The following is a 19,804-nucleotide window of genomic DNA, read 5'->3' as shown; positions in this document are numbered from 1 at the left end:
CTCCGCGAAAACGGAGCGGTTTAATTTTATCGCCTCATCAGGCTGCGACTTCTGTCACGGTGTTCTGCATGTAGGCAATCAGATCTTCGATCGTAACGAGCAGGATATTGTGCTGCTCCGCAAAGATCTCGAGCTGCGGCAGACGCGCCATGGTACCGTCATCATTGGCAATCTCGCAGATGACGCCCGAAGGCGACTTGCCGGCAAGTCTGCAAAGATCAACGGCAGCCTCGGTGTGCCCAGGACGACCCAAAACACCATTCGGATTGGCACGCAGTGGGAAAATATGGCCCGGACGCGCAAACTCATCCGGCTTTGCCGAAGGATCAAGCAAAGCCTTTACGGTCGCTGCGCGGTCCGCTGCAGAAATTCCGGTGGTCGTGCCGGGCAAATAGTCGACAGACACTGTGAATGCTGTTTTCAGAGACTCTGTATTGTTTGGCACCATCAATGGAATGTCGAGTTCATCAAGCCGTGAACCTTCCATAGACACGCAAATCAAACCACGGGCCTTGTTCATCATGAAGGCGATCTTTTCAGCAGTCGCATCCTGCGATGCAAAAACGATATCACCTTCATTTTCGCGGTCCTGATCGTCAACAACGATCACCATTTCACCGCGAGCAATGGCCGAGATAGCATCTTCAATTTTAGAGATAGTCATTTCATAGTCTTTCAAGGGTTGAGCCAGAAGTCCGGCTTATGTTGCGCCAACCGTGCTTGGGGGCACTTCGGCAAAACTTCCCTTGGGCGAACAAACACTGCCCAACCACCCCGAAGGATGGCTGTCGTGACCTGCTCTCTTCTATCCGGACTATACCGTCGGCTCCGGCATCTCACCGGATCTGCTGACCTTCCGGCGAAACCGGAAGCGCTCGCGGGCTCCGGGATTACTCCCGATACCGCCGGTGGGGAATTGCACCCCGCCCTGAGAACAGGCTGAAGATAAGTGCATAGGCTGGCGAAATGCAAGGCGTGTTGATTTAAAAATCGATATTTAGATGATCGATACGCTGAACACTGTGTTGAATGAAAAAGATGTCTAAGCTTTGCAGCTAGCGTAGCAAATCATGTATGCAATCTGCCGATTTCTAATGGCAGTTACATGTCAGGCACCGCGCATCTTACGTTCAGGCGCTCTCTCTGGGAATCAGCTTGCCCAAAAACAGCCTGTCAAAATCCTTGTCTTCGGAACTGCCAAGCACCTCAACGAGATATTCGACCATATCGGTCAGTGGTTGGCGATAGGTCGTCAAACGATAATTCGGGCTATCTGCCTGTGGCACATCATCAAAACCGGCCACAGCGATGTCCTCCGGCACCCGCAGACCAAGTTTATGGCGGATGACATCAACAGCACCGAGCGCCAGAGCGTCGTTTTCGCAAACGATGATATCAGGCAGATTGGCCAAATCACGTCCAGTGAACGCCTTCATGATGACGTCAGCTGCCAGTTCAGGATCATAGGCGGGCACGCTTGCTGTTTCCGGTTCAACGCCAAAATAATCCCGCCAGCGGTCAACGAAGGTTTCCTTGCGCAACAAATGTGCGGAATAGGTGCGTGGTCCGGCCAGAAACATCGGACGTTTATAACCGCGATCACGGACGTAATTGGCAATTTCAGTCGTTGCATGCACGTCATCGACGGCAATAGAAATTGTATTCGGGTTACGAGATGTTCTGGCAAAAATGATCAGCTTACGAAACCGCCGGGCGTGCAGGGCGGTTTCCAGAACCTCGTCATCAAACTGAATACCAATCAGGATAACCGCATCAACCCGCCGCTGGCTGGCATTGAGCAAAGCATGTCCAGCATCGTCTTTGTTGAGGGTGTTGACGAGGAGAATGTCCCATCCCTCACGACGCAGGATTCGCGTCAATCGCTCCATCATCACCAGCTTATGAGGATTGGCGAAATCGTCAATGAGCAAAGCAACAAGATTGGTCCGATCAGAGGAGAGACTCGCTGCCCGGAGATCGGGAACATAACCAAGTCGTTCCGCCGCAGACATGACTTTTGCCAGGCTTTTCGGGGAAATAGAGGCGTCTTTGCGAAACGCACGGTTGACCGTCCACCGCGATACGCCAGCCTCAACCGCTACGTCATCCGCGGTAACGTTCGCGGCGAATAGAGGTTTCTTCTCTTGCGGCATAATCGTCTCCTCCTAACCTTATGTCGTGTATCGCGCTTCATTGATAGCTCCTTTTTGCACACGCTTCCATTTATTTTGCTCGCGGGAGCAAATTGCTGTTGCTCACGGGAGCAAATGAGTGCTAGGTCTTGCTCACGGGAGCAGGAGGGCTTCCAATTCGGGAGGAATAGAGTGCTTAAAGTTGCATTGCTCGGCGCTGGCCGCATCGGTCGGGTTCACGCGGTCAATATTGCCGCAAACACCAGAAGCGAGCTGGTCGCTGTTGCGGACGTTAATACAGCGGCCGCAGATGAGTTAGCCGGACATTATGGTGCGCAGGCACGTTCGATTGAGGATATCCTGGCCGACAGAGCCATTAATGCAGTCCTTATCGCAACTTCGACCGATACCCACTCTGATCTTATCGAGAAAGCGACAGCAGCCGGAAAGGCTGTGCTGTGCGAAAAGCCGGTGGATCTGTCGCTCGAGCGTGCGAAAGCCTGCTTGGCGAAAACCGAATCCTCGGGCCTGCCGGTGATGATCGGTTTCAATCGCCGTTTCGATCCAAATTTTGCGGCTGTAAAAGCTGCGGTCAACGCCGGTGAAATCGGAAAACCGGAACTGCTGTCGATCACATCATTTGACCCGGCGCCGCCACCTGTCAGCTATGTGAAGGTTTCCGGCGGCCTGTTCCGCGACATGATGATCCATGACTTCGACATGGCTAACTTCATTATGGGCGACGCACCCAAGACCGTGCATGCTGTTGGCACATCGATTGTCGATCCTGAGATCGGCAAGGCTGGTGACGTCGACACTGCGGTGGTGACTTTGACCTACGCAAACGGCCGCATCGCAGTGATCAAGAACAGCCGCCGTGCCATTTATGGTTATGACCAGCGATTGGAACTGCTCGGTTCAGAAGGCCTGCTTTCGGCCGCCAACATTCTGGAAAACACAGTTTCCAAGGCCACCAAGGCCGGCGTGACGAGCGCGAAGCCAGAGCACTTCTTCCTTGAAAGATACATGCGTGCCTATGTTGCGGAATGGAATGCATTTGTCGCTGCAGTCCTTGATGGTGCGGCGATCCCAGTCACACTGAAAGATGGCGTTCAGGCGCTGGCACTTGCTGAAGCGGCAACGCAATCGGCGCAAACAGGTCGCTCAGTTGAACTGACGCTGTAGGCATCTGACCACTCGTCATGATGCATGAGTTTTTGACCGGAGTGCGTAGGGAGAACGCGCACCCGGTCTCGAAATCCGGCTTGGAGGGCCGGGAGGCAAGGGCGTTCAGACGGGGCGCCTTGCGAAACTTAACGGGAGGATATCATGAAGAAGTTATTTGCCGCGGTATCAACAGCCGCAATCATTGCTATGGCTGGTCCGGCCTTGTCCGCCAGCATTATTGTTGTTGCACATGGACAGGCGAACGACCCGTTCTGGTCGGTCGTCAAAAACGGCGTGGAAAAAGCCGGCAAGGACACAGGCGCGACCGTAGAATTCCGTTCGCCTGAAACCTTCGACATGGTTCAGATGAGCCAGATGATTGATGCGGCCGTTAACCAGAAGCCAGATGGCCTTGTCGTTTCCATCCCTGACGCCGATGCACTTGGCCCATCCATCAAGCGCGCTGTGGAAGCCGGTATTCCGGTCATTTCCATGAACTCTGGTTCCGATGTCGCTCACGAGCTCGGCGCCCTCCTTCACGTTGGCCAGTCTGAATTCGACGCTGGCAAGGCAGCTGGTGCCAAGCTCGCTGAACTGGGCGGCAAGAAAGGCATCTGCATTAACCAGGAAGTCGGCAACGTGTCCCTCGACCTGCGTTGCAAAGGCTTTGCTGAAGGCTTCGGGCAAGTCACCGTTATCCCAACCGGTAACGACCCAGCAGAAGTGCAGGCCAAGGTTCGCGCTGCTCTCGAATCCGACGCCGACGTTGACACGGTTCTGTCATTGAACGCCTCGCTGGTCGGTGAGCCCACAGTGCAGGCAGCGCAGGCAATCGGCCGCGACAAAGTCATGATCGCTACCTTCGACCTGTCGTCTGGCTTCCTACAGGACATTGTCGACGGCAAGGCAACCTTCGCCATCGATCAGCAGCAGTTCCTGCAGGGTTATCTACCTGTTTCCTTCTTGGCGCTTAATGCCGAATACGGCCTGATCCCGGGCGGTGACGTACCATCCGGCCCGAACCTTGTGATGAAAGATTCGGCCGCAAAGGTCATCGAGCTTTCCGCAAAGGGCATCCGCTAAGCAACAGCCGGGCCATGCACTGGTGTGGCCCGGCTTTCTATCGGGAGGAACAGCATGTCGACGGAGACGCTTGCTATGGTGGATGAACGCATTAAAGCTGAGTCCTTTGTGACCAGGCTCATGAAAAGACCAGAACTGGGAGCAATCGGAGGCGTCGTCCTCGTCACGATCTTTTTCCTGATTACCGCCGACAGCACCATGTTCACGCTGTCAGGCATCATGAATTTCATGACCCCTGCAGCTCAATTGGGTATTCTCGGCATCGCCGCTGCCATGTTGATGATTGGCGGTGAGTTCGACCTCTCCATCGGCTCGATGGTCGCTTTTGCCGGGATGTTGTTCGGTGCTTTTACCGTTAATATCGGCCTGCCGCTGATCGTTGCCATTCCCCTGACCATGGGCCTTGCCGGTGCTCTTGGCATTGCAAACGGACTCATCGTCCTTCGCACCAAGCTACCCTCTTTCATCGTCACGCTTGCTGGTCTTTTCATCCTGCGCGGCGCATCACTTGTTGGACTGAAAATCGTCACAGGGGGTTCGACACAGCTGCGTGGTGTCCGTGAAGCAGTCGGCGGCGACTTCATTGCACCAATCTTCTCCGGAGATGCATTCGGCTGGTTCTTCCAGTGGATGGCAGACAAGGGGCTGATCGACACATTGCGGACCGGCGCGCCCAAAGTACCGGGTGTGCCCGTTGAAATCCTGTGGTTCATTGGTTTTGCCATTATCGCCACCTACGTCCTTCTGCGCACGCCTTTCGGCAACTGGATTTTCGCGACAGGCGGTGACTCCGTGGCCGCACAGAACTCGGGCGTCCCAGTTCGTCGCGTCAAACTTTCTCTGTTCATGTTGACAGCAATGGCTGCAGCTCTGGTCGCTATCATCGCTGTTATCGATGCTGGTTCCACCGATGCACGGCGCGGCTTCATGAAGGAATTCGAAGCCATCATCACAGCGGTTATCGGCGGGTGCTTGTTGACAGGCGGATATGGTTCGGCGGTCGGTGCATTCTTCGGCGCCATCATCTTCGGCATGGTCACCATTGGCCTCACCTACACCAAATTCGACCAAGACTGGTTCCAGATCTTCCTTGGCGCGATGCTGTTGCTGGCTGTGATCTTCAACAATGCAATCCGCAAACGCGTAACCGGGGAGCGTTGAGATGACTGCACCTATCATCCACATGGAAAACATCAAAAAGCACTATGGCAATGTCATTGCCCTGAACGGTGTGACCTTTGATGTCATGCCCGGAGAATGCCACTGCCTGCTGGGCGACAACGGTGCCGGTAAATCTACCTTCATCAAGACTATGTCGGGCGTACACAAACCCAATGAAGGCAGCATTACCTTCGAAGGACGCCCCATGTCTTTCGAAACGCCGCGTGACGCGATGGAAGCTGGAATTGCCACCGTATTCCAGGATCTCGCTATGATCCCGTTGATGTCAGTTACCCGCAACTTTTTCATGGGCCGCGAGCCGACAACGGGTAAGGGTATCTTCAAGCGCTTCGACATCGACCGTGCCAACGAGATCACTGTCCAGGAAATGCGCAAGATGGGCATCAATCTGCGCGGACCTGACCAGGCTGTGGGCACATTGTCTGGCGGTGAACGCCAGACAGTTGCCATTGCAAGAGCGGTCTATTTTGGTGCCAAGGTCTTGATCCTTGACGAACCGACTTCGGCGCTTGGTGTGCGGCAAACCTCCAATGTCCTGGCAACCATCATGAAGGTACGCGCACAGGGTGTTGGCGTCGTCTTCATCTCTCATAACGTCCGCCATGCCATGGCCGTCGGTGATCGCTTTACCGTCCTGAACCGCGGCCAGACGCTGGGTACGGCGAAAAAGGGCGAAATTACAGCACCGGAATTGCAGGATCTGATGGCCGGTGGCCAGCAGCTCGCCGAGCTTGAAGGGTCTCTTGGCGGCACGATCTGATCAGTCAATAGACGTGCCCGTATCTATCCATAGAAAGTGAACTGGTGACAGAGATGTCTTATCCAATGCCTGCAAAAGAACTCGGCATCGCCCTGATCGGCACCGGCTTTATGGGCAAGTGTCACGCCATGGCCTGGCGCAATGTGGCAGCAGTGTTTGGCGGAGTGCATCCCCGCTTGGAAATCCTGAATGATGTTACGGAAGAGGCAGCGCAGAATTACGCTCGTCAGTTCGGATTTGCACGCGCGACCTCCCGTTGGGAAGATGCCATCAATGACCCCAAAGTCGATGTCGTCTCAATCACTGCGCCAAACGGCATGCACCGCCCAATGGCGGAGGCGGCTCTAAGGGCCGGCAAACATGTCTGGCTTGAAAAGCCAATGGCGCTGACACTTGACGACGCCCGCGCCATGGCGGCTCTTGCCGCACAACATCCCGATCAGAAAACCATTCTTGGTTACAACTACCTGCGCAGCCCGGCATTCCAGTCCGCCAGAAAGATGATTACCAATGGCGTCATTGGCAAGCCCGTGGCATTTCGCGGCGTTTATGACGAAGACTATTCCGCTGACCCGCTCCTCCCTTGGTCATGGCGGATGACTCACGAAGGTGGTGGCCTGGGTGCTCTTGGGGATCTGGGCTGCCACCTCGTGAGCCAAATGATCGCATTGATGGGTCCTGTCACAGAAGTTGTGGCACAGACACAGATCGTTGTTTCAACCCGCAACTCTCCCGAAGGTCCAAAGCCGGTCGAGAACGAAGACAGCGCACTCGCATTGTTGCGTTTCGCCTCTGGTGCCCAAGGTTCGTTCGCCACGTCACGTGTCGCTCGTGGCCGCAAATGCCGTTTGCAGTGGGAAGTGCATGGCACGGATGGAACGCTCGTCTTCGATCAGGAAAACATGAACGAACTTTGGCTGCATCGCCATGGCGACGCCGGTTTTACCCGTCATCTCACCGGACCGGACCAGCCTGATTTTGCAGCATTTTGCCCGGCACCGGGCCACAATTTCGGCTTCAACGAACAGAAGGTCGTTGAGGCACGCGATCTGTTGCGCGCGATCGCACGTGGCGCTGCCTGTGGCCCTGATTTCATTCAGGGATTGGAAATCGAAAAGATAATTCACGCCATGGCAACGTCCCATGGAAGTGTCGTGCATATTGAAAGGTAAGGCTGTGACCAAAACACTCGATGTCATTACGATCGGTCGCGCAGGTGTGGACCTCTACGGTGCACAGGTCGGTGGCCGTCTGGAAGATATGGGGTCTTTCGAAAAATACATCGGAGGCTCTCCCACCAATATTGCCTGCGGAAGCGCACGTCTTGGTCTGAAAACAGCGCTTCTCAGCCGTGTTGGCAACGAACATATGGGCCGCTTCATTCTTGAACAGTTGGCGCGGGAAGGTGTCTCCACCAAGGGCGTCAAAATCGATCCTGAGAGACTGACTGCTCTCGTTATTCTCGGTATCCGCGACGACGAACAATTCCCGCTGATCTTCTACCGTGAAAACTGCGCAGACATGGCATTGTGCGAAGATGATGTTGACGAGGCCTTTATCGCCTCTGCACGCGCCGTCGTCGTGACCGGCACGCATCTCAGCAACGCGCGCACTGAAGCCGCCGTTATCAAGGCGCTGAAACTCGCGCGTAAACATGGTCTGCGGACAGCGCTTGATATTGATTATCGTCCAAACCTGTGGGGCGTCGCCGGTCATGGCGATGGTGAAAGCCGTTTCGTCGAAAGCCAGAAGGTCACAGCAAAACTGCAAGCATCCCTGCATTACTTCGACCTGATCGTCGGGACCGAAGAAGAATTTCATATTGCCGGTGGCAGCACCGACACACTGGCATGCCTGAGGGCTGTGCGGGCGCTGACGCCAGCAACCCTCGTCTGCAAACGCGGTGCACTCGGTGCCGTCGCATTTGAAAAGGATATTCCTGACAGTCTCGACAAGGGACAGTCCGGCCAAGGTTTCCCGATTGAAGTCTTTAATGTGCTGGGTGCCGGCGACGGCTTTTTCTCCGGCCTGCTGCGCGGCTGGATGACCGATCAGGACTGGCCAACATCTCTCAAATACGCCAACGCTTGCGGCGCATTTGCGGTCAGCCGACATGGCTGCACACCAGCCTATCCAAGCTGGGAAGAGCTGCAATTTTTCCTTGAGCGTGGCGTCGTACGAGCTGACTTGCGCAATGATCCGGTTCTGGAACAATTGCACTGGTCAACCACAAGACACACGCGCGTTAATGGTGATTGGTCAACCATGCGGGTTTTTGCCTTTGACCACCGCATGCAGCTTGAGAATATGCCGGGCTACACCTTGGAAAAGGGCGGTGCTTTCAAGGAACTGTGCCTTGATGCGGCCCTCAAAGTGCAAAATGGCCAGGCTGGCTACGGCATTCTTTGCGACAACCGCATTGGCCGCTCCGCCTTGCAACGCGCCTCTGGAACAGGTCTCTGGATTGGCCGTCCGGCAGAACTGCCGGGATCAAGACCTCTGAAGCTTGAACCAGAGCTTGGAACGGATTGCGGGACACTGGTCGAATGGGCACGCGAAAACGTCGTTAAGGTTCTGTGCTTCTGCCATCCGCAAGATAGCGCGGAGGTATGGTCCGAACAGATCGCAACCGTAAAACGTCTGTTTGAATCTGCACGCCGTAACCGGCTGGAATTCCTTCTGGAAATCATTCCATCCAAGGTGGCAACAACCGATGACGACACGGTCGCAACCCTCGTACACCGTTTCTATGAAGCTGATATTTTCCCTGACTGGTGGAAACTGGAACCGCTGAAGACACATGCGGCTTGGGCCAATGCGATCGACGCCATTGAGGCAAACGATCGCCACACCAGAGGCATCGTCGTTCTGGGACTTGAAGCGCCCGAAGCAGAGCTTTCACAGAGCTTCGAGGTCGCCGCGAGCTTCGATCTGGTCAAGGGTTTTGCAGTCGGTCGCACGATCTTTGCAGATGTCGCAACACGCTGGCTGGCAGGCGAGATCACAGACGCTGCCGCCACAGATGAAATGGTGTCGCGTTACGCCCGCTTGTGCCGGGTTTGGGACAATGCACGCGCCAAGGCCAAGGAGTATGCCGCATGACGACCATAAGATTGACAGCGGCACAGGCCATGGTGAAGTGGCTCTCTGCACAGTTGACGGAAGATAACGAACGTTTCATCGACGGTATCTGGGCGATTTTCGGCCACGGGAACGTTGCGGGACTTGGCGAAGCTTTGCAGAAGGCAGGTAACAGCCTGCCAACTTGGCGCGGGCAAAACGAGCAGACCATGGCACATGCGGCCATCGCCTATGCCAAGGCAAAAAAACGCACACGTGCCCAGGCGGTGACATCATCCATCGGCCCCGGTGCGACCAACATGGTCACTGCTGCTGCTCTGGCACACGTAAACCGTCTGCCATTGTTGCTTATTCCCGGCGATGTTTTTGCCAATCGTCGTCCTGACCCGGTGTTGCAGCAAATCGAAGACTTCGATGACGGCACGGTATCGGCCAATGATTGCCTGCGTCCTGTCAGCCGTTATTTCGACCGCATTACCCGGCCGGAACAGCTGCTAACTGCTTTGCCACGCGCCATGCGCGTGCTGACAGACCCGGCCAATTGCGGCCCGGTGACATTGTCATTCTGCCAGGACGTTCAGGCCGAAGCTTTTGATTGGCCGCAAGCGTTCTTTGAAACCCGCGTTTGGCGCATACGCCGTCCAGCGCCGGACACACGCGACCTTGCGGAGGTCGAAAAAGCCATCCGCGCAGCACGCAACCCGGTCATCGTCGCAGGTGGTGGTGTGATCTACAGCGGGGCGGAACAAGAACTGGCCGATTTCGCAACGCGCCACAACATTCCGGTCATCGAAACCCAGGCTGGCAAATCCTCCTTGCCGCAAGCACACCCGATGAACTTCGGTGCTGCTGGCGTCGACGGATCAGCGGCAGCGAATGCTGTTGCGCGTAAGGCTGATGTCGTCATCGGCGTTGGCACCCGCTTTCAGGACTTCACGACAGGTTCCTGGACATTGTTTGAAGCAAAGGACCGCAAGCTCATCTCGATCAACGTGCAGGCATATGATGCCGACAAACACGGTGCCATTGGTCTTGTTGCCGATGCGAAAGTTGCGCTTGAAGCACTCAGCGCAGCCTTGGACGGTCACAAGTCGGAACAGCAAGACGGCACCTTGCGCTCGGAGTGGCTGGCGGCTGTTGATCTCCACTGTGCAGCGCCCAAGAGTGACGGCTTGCCGACCGACGCACAGGTCATTGGCGCCGTACAACGTGCAACAGACGACGACGCGATTGCAATGTGCGCGGCCGGCACAATGCCCGGCGCATTGAAATTGCTCTGGCAGCCAAGTCAGGGCGGCTACCACATGGAATACGGCTTCTCCTGCATGGGTTATGAAATCGCTGGTGCTATGGGCTTGAAGCTGGCGCGGCCGGAACGGGAAATCATCTGCTTTGTCGGCGATGGGTCCTACATGATGGCCAATTCCGAACTGGCGACTGCGGTTATGCGCAAGGTACCGTTTACGGTGGTTCTAACCGATAACAGAGGTTACGGCTGCATCAACCGTCTGCAACAGGCCAGCGGCGGTGCCGCATTCAACAACCTCTACGCCGATTGCAACATCGAGCAACAGCCGCAAATCGACTTTGTCGCCCACGCGGCGTCTATGGGTGCCGTTGCCATCAAGGCGAAGAACATTGCCGATCTTGAACAGCAGATTGCACAAGCCCGACAGCGCGATATCCCTACCGTCATCGTCATCGATACCGATCCGACCAATGGGCCTGGTTTTGGCGACGCAGGAAACTGGTGGGATGTTGCCGTGCCGCAAGTCGGAACGACCGAAAAATTGAAAGAAGCCTATGCACGCTACCTTGAAGGTATGGCACGGCAAACACTGGTAAATTGAGGAATGAGCATGATCCGCTTCGGAACAAATCCAATCGCCTGGGCCAATGACGACGACCAGACCCTTGGCGCAGATATACCGACAGAACAGATCCTCCGGGAAGCATCCGAGATCGGTTTCGACGGTATCGAAAACGGCCACCGCTGGCCCGATGAACCGGAGGCTTTGAAAAGCCTTCTTGGTTCTTACAGTCTTTCCTTCGTTTCCGGCTGGTATTCCCTCAACCTTCTGACTCAGTCTGTCGAAGACGAAAAGAAGGCGATCCAGAAGCACCTCGACAAGCTGAAGCACAATGGCTGCAAAGTCTGCATCGTTTGCGAAACCTCCAATTCCATTCAAGGGCTGCAGACAGCACTTTCGGAAAGCCCGCAACTTTCAGCAGACGAGATGAAGGCTTTCGCTGCCAAGGTGGAAGAACTGGCCGCATTCACGGCGTCCCAAGGCATTACGCTGGTCTATCATCATCACATGGGCACTGTTGTCGAAACACCGGAAGAGATCGATGCCTTTATGGCCGCGACCGGCCCGGCAACACATCTGCTTTTTGACGCCGGACATTGCTATTTCGGTGCTAACGGCGCCGATCCGACACCCGTGCTTCGCAAATACGTAAAGCGCGTCGCGCACTTCCATGCCAAGAATGTCCGTCCTGCCATTATGCGACAGGTCCGCGAAAACGGCCTGTCATTTATGGATGGTGTGCGGGCAGGCGTATTCACCGTTCCGGGCGACAGCGAAGGTGGCGTCGATTTCCTGCCGCTTCTGCAAATACTCAAGGATGAAGGTTATCTGGGCTGGATCGTCATCGAAGCCGAACAGGATCCAAAGGTTCGCAATCCGCATCAATACCAGTCACTCGGCCTGAAAACCTTAAAAGAGGCAGCCGCAAAGACAGGTCTCGTCTGACATCCAACGACCACAAGAATGCTGCCCCGGCTAACCCGGATGCAGCGTTCTCTTATCAATAATTTATTGCATGCATCACCCAAGATCGCTCAAGCGGGTGATATTCCCAGGAGGAAACACGATGCCCAATCTTCTCCATCGGCCTTTTGGCACCCACGGAAAGGTGCACGAAATCACTCCCACTTCGGCTGGCTGGCGTTATGTCGGTTTTTCGCTCCATCGTTTGCGAGCAGGTGAAAAAGCAGCGGAGGCAACGGGTGATCGTGAAGTGATCCTTGTCCTGATCGAGGGTAAAGCCGCGATAAATTCGAACGGCCGGGATTGGGGTATCTTGGGCAACCGCATGAATGTATTTGAAAAGACAGCTCCCCATTCGCTCTATCTGCCAAATGGCTCGAACTGGCAGGCGACGGCCGAAACAGATTGCGTGATTGCCGTGTGTTCCGCTCCTGGCAAGAGTGGTCACGAAGCCCGCCTGATTGACCCAAACAGCATTACGCTTACACAGCGCGGCGAAGGTAGCAACACCCGCTACATCAACAATATCGCCATGGAAAACGAGGATTATTGTGACTCGCTGCTGGTCACCGAGGTCTTCACACCCGCTGGCAACTGGTCAAGCTATCCAAGCCATCGCCACGACGAAGATGATTTTCCCCGCATCACCTATCTCGAAGAGACCTATTATCACCGGCTGAACCCTGCGGACGGTTTTGGCGTGCAGCGGGTCTATACCGATGACCTGCAATTGAATGAGACCATGGCAGTTCACGACGGCGACGTCGTCTGCGTGCCACGCGGCCACCATCCCTGCGGCGCGCCTTATGGCTTCGAGATGTATTATCTCAATGTGATGGCTGGCCCACTGCGCAAATGGCGGTTCGTTGCAGCCCCCAATGTCGAACATCTGTTGAAGTAATCGCAGAACCTCAGAGTACTTATCATGACCCAACCGTTTACACTTGCCGTCTGCGCCGAAATGATCTGGCGGGACAAGCCGATTGAATGGCGTTGCGCACGCCTTGCCGAAATGGGGTTTGACGTCGGCCTTTGGAACTGGCCGGATCATGACCTGGAAGCCTTGGTACAATCCGGCGCCAGTTTTTCGATCATGAACGGTTACCTCACTGGCCGTTTGGCCGACGATGAAGGAGCCACTGAACTGCTGCGTTCAGCACGGGAAACCGCCCAAATTGGTAAGCGGCTTGGTGTCGCCCGGCTTAACCTGCATGGCACCGGCCTCGGCGAGGGCGGCCTGCCGGCTCAACCCAGTGAGATTGTCACCGGTAAAATGTGGCTCAAGGCACGCGATACTCTGGCACGTATCGCCGAGATGGCGGAAGAGGAGGATGTCGTCTACACACTCGAGAACCTCAATCTTCCCCTCGATCACCCCGGCACACCTTTTGGTCGGGCAGAAGACACGCTTGCTCTGGTGTCATCCGTCAATCATTCCCGTCTGCGTCTCAATCTTGATCTCTATCACGTGCAGATCGGTGAGGGTAATCTGATTGAAACCTGCAAATCCTGCTTGCCATGGGTTGGCGAGATACAGGTGGCGGACGTACCTGGACGATGTGAACCCGGCACCGGCGAAATCAACTATCCGGTGATCGCACGAGCGTTAAACGACATGGGATATCGCGGACCGGTCGGTATGGAGGCATTTGCAAAAGGTGATCCTGAGCGTGCGCTTGAAGCCTTCCGCAATGCCTTCACCTTATAGGCAAGGTTTCTGAGCGACGCTCTTTTCGCGCATTGTCTACGTCCAGTCTTTGTCACAGCCACAAACCAAACAAGACAAGACAAGCCGTTTACAGCATCGGCTATTGACGACGTGAAACACCGCATGGTTCATGCATTTCAGAATATCGGCCAGTGTCTGGCATGACGGAAATGTGAGGAAAATGACCATGCGGCTTGGGTACATCAACCTGACAGACGGCGATGAGTTGGACAAATGCCTGTCGCAGCTCGTCAAGCTGTTTGAAGAAGCTGGCATGAAACCGTCAGGCGCAATTCATGCACCATACAAAGGTCCAAACCGCAGCAAATGCGACATGGACCTTCAGATTTTACCGGATGGGCCAGTGTTTCGGATCAGCCAGAACTTAGGTGAACTCGCAACCGGATGCCGGTTGGACAGTGCTGCTCTGGAGGCAGCGACAACAGAAGCTGCTGCACGCGCAGATGGCGCCTCCGTGTTGATCGTCAACAAGTTTGGCAAACATGAAGCCGAGGGTCGCGGCTTTGTTTCGATGATCATCGACGCCATGGAACGGGACATTCCCGTAGTCATCGGTGTCAACAAACTCAATCTCGAAGCCTTTCTCTCTTTCGCGGATGGCTGCGCGGAAATCCTGCCAGCAGACCCGAATTACATTGTAAACTGGGTAACAGCTGAGGCAGTACACTAGACGACGCGAGATAAAATACTGCGCCACAGCACAGGCAATTCACTTGTTTTTCTTAGCAAAATTCAAGTTCTCGCAATGGCCCGACGGACTGTTGGAAATTTATTCCGTGGATTAGGTCGAGAATAGAATTCACGGCCTTGTTTGCCGACAAAGGATGGCTACGAAATCCTGATAATATTAGCAGGTTTTCTTCCATCATGCCTCTTCTGGACGTTCAAAATATTTCGCGAGCATTTGGCTCGACGCACGCCTTGAGGGATGCCTCTTTGCAGGTCGAGCGCGGCGAAATTGTAGCCCTCATGGGCGCCAATGGTGCAGGAAAATCCACGCTGGTAAAGATTCTGTCCGGTCTCTACACGGCAGATTCTGGCAGAATCGTCTGGGAAGATACAGACTACAAACCGCAAAACCCGGCCGAGGCCGCCGCACGCGGCATTGTCACCGTTCATCAGTCCACTGACGTGGTCGGCATTCCCGGTCTGAGCGTTGCAGATGCGCTTTTGCTCAATCAATTCGTTGATCGCAGTCATCCGTTTCTCCTCTCTCACAGAACAGTACGGCGCGAAGCCGCACGCATTCTGCAGGAAGCGGGTTTTGATCTGCCCCTTGATCGCGACTTCGAGACGCTTGGCACTGCGGACCGACAGATGGTGGCTATAGCGCGCGCGCTCTCGCAAAACGCACGTCTACTTATTCTAGACGAACCGACTGCAAGTCTCTCGGTACGGGAAGCGGAGCGTCTCTATGAGATTTTGCGGCAACTGAAGGCACGCGGCATCGCCGTCCTTTATATCTCACACCGCACTGCAGATCTGGAGGCGTTGGCTGACCGGGTTGTCATCTTGCGTGGTGGTCGCAATGTCGGTGCCTTCAGCAGACCAATTGATTTTTCAGCCGCCATCGAGACAATGATCGGACGGTCGCTTGAATCGGCACGGCCCGACCAGCGGCAATTTGGACAGGCGGTTCTGGAGCTGACAGGTATTCAGCTATTGCCCGATAGTCGGCCCTTCGATCTGACCGTTCACAAGGGTGAAGTCGTTGCGATAACCGGCGTGCTCGGAGCCGGCAAAAGTCGTCTTCTCTCCGGTCTTTTCGGTGTCGGTTCATTCGTATCTGGTAACATCACATTGAACGGACAGCCGTTCAATGCGCGCAAGCCGGCAGACGCCATTGCCGCAGGCGTGGTCATGGCGGCTGAAGATCGACACACTTCGTCGCTGATACATGCAGGTTGGCCCGGTGAAAGCATTGCCTCCACCATCAGCCTGCCGCATCTGAACCGTTGGTATCGTTCAGGTTTCATGTTCTCGAAACGCGAAGAAAATGAGGGCAATGCCGCCATCAAACGGCTTGGCATCAAGGCAGTCGACTCTCTTGCGTCAGTGTGGTCGCTGTCTGGCGGCAACCAACAAAAGACAGTGATTGCACGTTGGGAAGCGGAGCCAAGCCGGGTGTTGCTTTTGGACGAGCCATTTCAGGGTGTGGACGTCGGTGCGCGTCAGGACATCATCGCAACAATTCGCGGCCACACCGAACGCGCGACATTGATCGCAACCTCAGATGCGGAAGAAGCGCATGAAGTTGCGGACCGCGTATTGGTGATGGACCACCATACGCTGCGCGAAGAAACCAAACATTCGGCCTTCACCGGCTATCAAGAGGACACTGTCTAATGACCAACAGCGCCCAACACACTTCTGAAAATCCACGCGGCGGCAATGGTCTGGAGACAGTTCGAGAAACCATTCGCCGTGGTGCGGTTTTCATTCTGCTGATCGCGCTTGTTGTCGGCTTCTCACTGGCGCAACCCGCATTCATCAACATCAACAACTTGATGAGCATTCTGCAGGCGGTATCCGTCGTCGCGATCATCGGCGCAGGTGTCACGGTCACGCTTGCTATTGGTGGCTTCGATCTTTCTGTCGGCGCAGTTGCTGCTTCGAGTGTGATGGCCGCGAGCTACGCCATGATCGTGCTTGGCCTGAATGCCTATCAGACCGTACCGCTGGTGCTGGCCTTCGGTGCGCTTGTCGGTTTCGCCAATGCATTTTTAATTGTGAAGCTGAAGGTACCAGACCTATTGGCGACCCTATCGACCATGTTCCTGCTGACCGGCTTGCAGCTTATTCCAACCGCCGGGCGCTCGATTTCGGTCGGCCTCATTCTGCCCGATGGTACGACAGCCACCGGAAAATACGATCCGGCATTTCTGACAATTGGCCGTTCCAGCCTGTTTGGCACCATCCCGTTCTCCGTGCTGATGATGTTGCTGGTCGCCCTCATCCTGTTTGTATTGACGGAGCGGACGCGATTGGGACGCCTGCTTTATGCGACGGGTGGCAATGAAGTAGCCACACGACTGGCCGGTGCGAATGTCAACCGCATAAAGACCTTCGCCTATGTGCTTTCTGGCACTCTTGCTGCGTTGGGCGGCATTATCGTTGCCGCACGCGTCGGCAGAGGCGACGTATCGTCAGGCGCATCGCTGTTGATGGATTCTGTTGCCGCGTCGCTGATCGGTTTCGCGGTTCTCGGCCTGCGACGTCCAAACGTCCTCGGCACCCTGATCGGCGCTGTGTTTGTTGGTGTGTTGCTGAATGGCCTGACCATGCTGAACGCCCCTTATTACACGCAGGACTTCATCAAGGGTGCTGTGCTCGTCGGGGCACTGGCGCTGACCTACGGCATTGGCCGCTCCCAAAACTAACCAGGCATTCTCTCGAATTATTCTTAGCAACGAAATGGAAAAACCATGTTCAAGACACTGAAAAGGCTGGCAGCCGTCGTCATTGCCGGTTCGATTTTCACCGCACCGGCATCCGCTGCCGGTATCGCCGGTGCACCAGCACCATTCGACAGCAAGACTGTTAACATAGCCGTGGTCAGCTTCCTTGGTAGCGGCGACTGGTTGCAGGCATTTGAAGCTGGCGTGAAGAAGCAGGCTGATGCACTCGGCATCAATCTGACAGTCTCGCAGGCACGTAACGACAATGACACCCAGCGCAATCTGGTTGAGCAGGCTATCAATCTTGGCGTTGACGGCATCATCATCAATAACGGTCGCCCTGAGGTTCTGCAGGACGTAGCGCAGAAGGCGCTTGATGCCGACATCAAGGTTGTCGCCTATGACGTAGACCTCGATAACCCGCAGATCCCGCAGATTGAACAGAGCGACAAGGATATGGCGAAGCTTGTTCTTCAGCAGGCTGTGAAAGATAAGGGCGAAGCATTTGTCGGCGGCGCCGTTTATGTTGCAGGTTTTGCACCACTTGATCGCCGTTATGGCGTCTGGAAAGAATTTGTCGAAAAGCACAAGCTGACTGAAAAGGCCGTATGGGGCGTCGTGAACGACACGGTACCAGCTTCAGTAGCTGACCAGACCAAAGCAATCCTGCGCGCCAACCCGGATATCTCCGTCATATTCACGCCTTGGGACGAATTCGCCAAGGGCGTAAAGCTGGCTATCGATGAGCTGGGTCTTTCGCAGCAGGTCAAAATCTATGGCGTCGACATTTCGACCGCCGACATTCAGCTGATCACAGAGCCGGACAGCGCATGGGTTGCAACTGCCGCCACCAACGCCGCTGTTGTGGGTGAAGTCTCTGTTCGCGCCGTATCGCTGGCGATTGCCGGTCAGTTCCCTGGCCGTTCCGTCCTGCTTCAGCCAACCCTGATCACCCGCGACGATCTGGTCAACAACAACATCGGCACGATCGAGGAGCTTCAACAGAAGTTCCCGGCATTCCAGAAGAGCGATGCTGCCTCTGCCGAATGGATTCCTGCTGCAAAGCAGTAAGGCCAAAGATGAAAATGGCGCCGCCCGCAAGGCGGCGTTTTTCCCTTTACCAAGCAATGAGAATGGCCATGACAGACCTGCCGAAGCCGGATTTCGCCCGCAATATGAAACTGATTGGCCATAGCGATATTGGCGGTCGTGGTGATGGCCTGCAGCTTATGGTTCACCGTAACCACGCTTATATTGCCCACCCCTGGTCACAGGGCTTCTCAATCGTCGACGTGTCGGACGCCAAGAACCCGCGCACGGTCAATTATGTAGCGGCGCCCGCGAACACCTGGAACATCCATCTGCAGACACACGGCGATCTGCTTTTGGTCATCAATGCGCTTGACCTGTTTGCCGACGTTGAGACCTTCACCGATGAGAAAGCCTATTACACCCAGTCAGTAGGTGAAACCGTCGCGGCGACAAAGCGCGAGCATTCCTGGACGGCTGGAATGAGCGTCTACGATATTTCAAGCCCCGCTCAGCCCCGCAAAATCGGCCAGCTGGATGTCGACGGCGTCGGTCTGCACCGCATCTGGTACGTCGGCGGCCGTTACGCCTATGCATCAGCACTTCTGGATGGTTTTTCGGATTATATTTTCGTGACTATCGACCTTGCCAATCCCGCGAAACCCGAACTTGTCGGCCGCTGGTGGTTGCCGGGCATGAACCTTGCGGCTGGCGAAACACCAAACTGGGGTGAGGGGCGTCGTTATGCACTTCACCACGCCCTTGTGCATGGCAACACAGCCTATGCCTGCTGGCGCGATGGCGGCCTGACCCTTCTTGATGTGTCGGATCATTCCGCACCAAAGATGATCAAACACCACAACTGGTGCCCTCCCTACGGCGGTGGCACGCACTCTCCATTGCCATTGCCAGGACGCGATCTGCTTGTCGTCGCCGACGAGGCGGTGCTTGATAACGAAGAAGACGGCCGCAAACATACGTGGGTATTCGACATCCGGGTTCCCGAAAACCCGATCAGTATTTCGACATTTCCGATCCCAAATGAGATCGACTACACCAAAAAGGCCGGCCATTTTGGTCCACACAATCTTCACGAAAACCGCCCCGGTTCGTTTGTGTCGGAAACTCTGATTTTTGCGACATGGCAGAATGCCGGTATCCGGGCATTCGATGTATCCGACCCCTATCACCCCGTTGAAACGGGCGCGCTCGTACCGGCTGGCCCAACAACAATGACGGACCGGAGACCAAATCGGCCTAGGGTTATCCAGTCGGCTGACGTTTTTGTTGATGCCAATGGCCTGATCTATGCAACCGACTACAATGCTGGCCTTGAAATAATCGAATATGGCGGCTGATCGCAGACGCTAGCACCCCTATGGTCCGTTGATGATATCGGAGGACCATAGGTTTCGCTTTTAATCATTCGCAAAATACTCAGATTTTTTGTGAGATCAAACGAGATCAAA

17 protein-coding genes and 1 riboswitch are annotated in these 19,804 nt (G+C 55.3%); of the genes, 15 read left to right on the top strand and 2 right to left on the bottom strand.

The annotated features are described in order from the left end of the window. Positions 1 to 37: 37 nt before the first annotated feature. Together ribB and ACZ5FM_RS22055 are read right to left on the bottom strand one after the other, a co-directional pair. Positions 38 to 664: a 3,4-dihydroxy-2-butanone-4-phosphate synthase gene (gene ribB / locus ACZ5FM_RS22060; RefSeq protein WP_250984989.1), complete on the bottom strand. Its 627-nt coding sequence runs from the start codon at positions 662 to 664 to the stop codon at positions 38 to 40. A 129-nt stretch (positions 665 to 793) separates the two neighbouring features. Then, positions 794 to 940, bottom strand: a riboswitch (FMN riboswitch). A 190-nt stretch (positions 941 to 1,130) separates the two neighbouring features. Next, on the bottom strand, positions 1,131 to 2,153 hold the full coding sequence (locus ACZ5FM_RS22055) for a LacI family DNA-binding transcriptional regulator (protein WP_250984988.1): 1,023 nt from the start codon (positions 2,151 to 2,153) through the stop codon (positions 1,131 to 1,133). 171 nt (positions 2,154 to 2,324) lie between these two features. Between ACZ5FM_RS22055 and iolG the strand changes: the two genes are divergently transcribed. The 15 genes from iolG to ACZ5FM_RS21980 all read left to right on the top strand — a co-directional run bounded on the left by iolG (position 2,325) and on the right by ACZ5FM_RS21980 (position 19,693). Then, the gene (iolG, locus tag ACZ5FM_RS22050) at positions 2,325 to 3,317 is read left to right on the top strand and encodes an inositol 2-dehydrogenase (protein WP_259147174.1); all 993 of its coding nucleotides are present in this window, start codon (positions 2,325 to 2,327) and stop codon (positions 3,315 to 3,317) included. Between the two features lie 144 nt (positions 3,318 to 3,461). Beyond that, on the top strand, positions 3,462 to 4,382 hold the full coding sequence (locus ACZ5FM_RS22045) for a sugar ABC transporter substrate-binding protein (RefSeq protein WP_250984986.1): 921 nt from the start codon (positions 3,462 to 3,464) through the stop codon (positions 4,380 to 4,382). Between the two features lie 54 nt (positions 4,383 to 4,436). Beyond that, the gene (locus ACZ5FM_RS22040) at positions 4,437 to 5,543 is read left to right on the top strand and encodes an ABC transporter permease (RefSeq protein ID WP_464040777.1); all 1,107 of its coding nucleotides are present in this window, start codon (positions 4,437 to 4,439) and stop codon (positions 5,541 to 5,543) included. A 1-nt stretch (position 5,544) separates the two neighbouring features. After that, a complete protein-coding gene (locus ACZ5FM_RS22035) occupies positions 5,545 to 6,324 on the top strand; it encodes an ATP-binding cassette domain-containing protein (protein WP_192489045.1) in 780 nt (259 codons plus the stop codon). A 53-nt stretch (positions 6,325 to 6,377) separates the two neighbouring features. After that, entirely contained in the window at positions 6,378 to 7,496 is a 1,119-nt protein-coding gene (locus ACZ5FM_RS22030) for a Gfo/Idh/MocA family protein (protein WP_464040776.1), read from the top strand. 4 nt (positions 7,497 to 7,500) lie between these two features. Further along, on the top strand, positions 7,501 to 9,426 hold the full coding sequence (locus ACZ5FM_RS22025) for a bifunctional 5-dehydro-2-deoxygluconokinase/5-dehydro-2-deoxyphosphogluconate aldolase (RefSeq protein ID WP_464040775.1): 1,926 nt from the start codon (positions 7,501 to 7,503) through the stop codon (positions 9,424 to 9,426). Then, positions 9,423 to 11,255, top strand: coding sequence for a 3D-(3,5/4)-trihydroxycyclohexane-1,2-dione acylhydrolase (decyclizing) (gene iolD, locus ACZ5FM_RS22020; RefSeq protein WP_464040774.1), 1,833 nt, complete (start codon positions 9,423 to 9,425; stop codon positions 11,253 to 11,255). Before ACZ5FM_RS22025 ends, iolD begins: the two co-directional genes overlap by 4 nt. A gap of 9 nt (positions 11,256 to 11,264) precedes the next feature. Beyond that, the gene (iolE, locus tag ACZ5FM_RS22015; protein ID WP_259147161.1) at positions 11,265 to 12,161 is read left to right on the top strand and encodes a myo-inosose-2 dehydratase; all 897 of its coding nucleotides are present in this window, start codon (positions 11,265 to 11,267) and stop codon (positions 12,159 to 12,161) included. 121 nt (positions 12,162 to 12,282) lie between these two features. Further along, positions 12,283 to 13,080 carry a 5-deoxy-glucuronate isomerase gene (iolB, locus tag ACZ5FM_RS22010; protein WP_259147402.1) on the top strand — a complete coding sequence of 266 codons (798 nt, stop codon included), beginning with the start codon at positions 12,283 to 12,285 and terminating at the stop codon, positions 13,078 to 13,080. A gap of 24 nt (positions 13,081 to 13,104) precedes the next feature. Further along, entirely contained in the window at positions 13,105 to 13,887 is a 783-nt protein-coding gene (locus ACZ5FM_RS22005) for a TIM barrel protein (RefSeq protein ID WP_464040773.1), read from the top strand. 181 nt (positions 13,888 to 14,068) lie between these two features. Then, entirely contained in the window at positions 14,069 to 14,578 is a 510-nt protein-coding gene (locus ACZ5FM_RS22000; RefSeq protein WP_464040772.1) for a DUF2478 domain-containing protein, read from the top strand. Between the two features lie 197 nt (positions 14,579 to 14,775). Continuing rightward, positions 14,776 to 16,254 carry a sugar ABC transporter ATP-binding protein gene (locus tag ACZ5FM_RS21995; RefSeq protein WP_464040771.1) on the top strand — a complete coding sequence of 493 codons (1,479 nt, stop codon included), beginning with the start codon at positions 14,776 to 14,778 and terminating at the stop codon, positions 16,252 to 16,254. Next, positions 16,254 to 17,288: an ABC transporter permease gene (locus ACZ5FM_RS21990; protein ID WP_312948716.1), complete on the top strand. Its 1,035-nt coding sequence runs from the start codon at positions 16,254 to 16,256 to the stop codon at positions 17,286 to 17,288. Before ACZ5FM_RS21995 ends, ACZ5FM_RS21990 begins: the two co-directional genes overlap by 1 nt. Before the next feature lie 45 nt (positions 17,289 to 17,333). Next, positions 17,334 to 18,377: a substrate-binding domain-containing protein gene (locus ACZ5FM_RS21985; protein WP_464040770.1), complete on the top strand. Its 1,044-nt coding sequence runs from the start codon at positions 17,334 to 17,336 to the stop codon at positions 18,375 to 18,377. Between the two features lie 62 nt (positions 18,378 to 18,439). Then, complete coding sequence (locus ACZ5FM_RS21980) at positions 18,440 to 19,693, top strand: LVIVD repeat-containing protein (protein ID WP_464040769.1); 1,254 nt, start codon at positions 18,440 to 18,442, stop codon at positions 19,691 to 19,693. Positions 19,694 to 19,804: the final 111 nt, after the last annotated feature.

It is taken from the genome of Agrobacterium sp. 5Ca50, assembly GCF_055381905.1.
The sequence above is the reverse complement of the archived record's forward strand: the minus strand, read 5'-3'. Positions and strand labels throughout refer to the sequence as shown.

Coding starts and splice junctions, on each gene's coding strand:
- ribB (WP_250984989.1), bottom strand. CDS start 664: ATGACTATCTCTAAAATTGAAGATGCTATCTCGGCCATTGCTCGCGGT.
- ACZ5FM_RS22055 (WP_250984988.1), bottom strand. CDS start 2,153: ATGCCGCAAGAGAAGAAACCTCTATTCGCCGCGAACGTTACCGCGGAT.
- ACZ5FM_RS22045 (WP_250984986.1), top strand. CDS start 3,462: ATGAAGAAGTTATTTGCCGCGGTATCAACAGCCGCAATCATTGCTATG.
- ACZ5FM_RS22040 (WP_464040777.1), top strand. CDS start 4,437: ATGTCGACGGAGACGCTTGCTATGGTGGATGAACGCATTAAAGCTGAG.
- ACZ5FM_RS22035 (WP_192489045.1), top strand. CDS start 5,545: ATGACTGCACCTATCATCCACATGGAAAACATCAAAAAGCACTATGGC.
- ACZ5FM_RS22030 (WP_464040776.1), top strand. CDS start 6,378: ATGTCTTATCCAATGCCTGCAAAAGAACTCGGCATCGCCCTGATCGGC.
- iolD (WP_464040774.1), top strand. CDS start 9,423: ATGACGACCATAAGATTGACAGCGGCACAGGCCATGGTGAAGTGGCTC.
- iolE (WP_259147161.1), top strand. CDS start 11,265: ATGATCCGCTTCGGAACAAATCCAATCGCCTGGGCCAATGACGACGAC.
- iolB (WP_259147402.1), top strand. CDS start 12,283: ATGCCCAATCTTCTCCATCGGCCTTTTGGCACCCACGGAAAGGTGCAC.
- ACZ5FM_RS22005 (WP_464040773.1), top strand. CDS start 13,105: ATGACCCAACCGTTTACACTTGCCGTCTGCGCCGAAATGATCTGGCGG.
- ACZ5FM_RS22000 (WP_464040772.1), top strand. CDS start 14,069: ATGACCATGCGGCTTGGGTACATCAACCTGACAGACGGCGATGAGTTG.
- ACZ5FM_RS21995 (WP_464040771.1), top strand. CDS start 14,776: ATGCCTCTTCTGGACGTTCAAAATATTTCGCGAGCATTTGGCTCGACG.
- ACZ5FM_RS21990 (WP_312948716.1), top strand. CDS start 16,254: ATGACCAACAGCGCCCAACACACTTCTGAAAATCCACGCGGCGGCAAT.
- ACZ5FM_RS21985 (WP_464040770.1), top strand. CDS start 17,334: ATGTTCAAGACACTGAAAAGGCTGGCAGCCGTCGTCATTGCCGGTTCG.
- ACZ5FM_RS21980 (WP_464040769.1), top strand. CDS start 18,440: ATGGCCATGACAGACCTGCCGAAGCCGGATTTCGCCCGCAATATGAAA.